The sequence below is a fragment of the Mesorhizobium sp. M4A.F.Ca.ET.050.02.1.1 genome (assembly GCF_003997725.1).
GTDB lineage: Bacteria > Pseudomonadota > Alphaproteobacteria > Rhizobiales > Rhizobiaceae > Mesorhizobium.
This window is the reverse complement of record NZ_RZSG01001409.1, coordinates 1-617: the sequence shown is the minus strand read 5'-3', so window position 1 is coordinate 617 and position 617 is coordinate 1. Positions and strand designations below refer to the sequence as shown.

1 protein-coding gene is annotated in these 617 nt (G+C 60.1%); it reads left to right on the top strand.

Going from position 1 to position 617, the window contains the following annotated elements:
- Positions 1–57: 57 nt before the first annotated feature.
- On the top strand, positions 58–617 hold a 560-nt coding region (locus EOA33_RS37830), incomplete at its 3' end, for a KUP/HAK/KT family potassium transporter (RefSeq protein ID WP_190234540.1).

Genomic DNA, 617 nt, shown 5'->3' with positions numbered 1-617 from the left:
ACTTGATATTGCAGTGCAGCAAGCGTAGAGCACCGCGCGCTTATCGGAGTGTCGTCCATGGCCCTTACCAATGCTGGTAACGAGGCAGAACCTGTCGAACAATCGAGCCATTCTGAGGTCGAGCAGCACAGCACCAAGGCGCTGATGTCGGGCGCACTAGGTGTCGTTTATGGCGATATAGGCACCAGCCCGATCTATGCATTTCGCGAGGCGTTGCATGCATCAGCGGGTGGCAACGTCGCCAGCCGTGGCGACATCCTCGGCGTACTCTCGCTGATCATCTGGTCCCTGACGATCACCGTGACGATCAAATACATCATGTTCGTGCTCCGCGCCGACAATCGAGGCGAGGGCGGAGTGCTGTCGCTTATGGCGCTGGCGCGCAACCGTTTCCCGACCCGCTCGGCGGTGATCCTCGGCATCGGCATCGTCGGCGCGGCGCTTTTTTTCGGCGACGCAGTCATTACGCCGGCAATCTCGGTACTGTCGGCGGTCGAAGGTATGAATGTCGTCACGCCGACATTCCAGCCCTATGTGGTGCCGCTGACACTGGCCATCCTGGCGATCGTGTTTGCGGTACAGCGGTTTGGCACCGGCGGCGTAGGATTGGTGTTCGG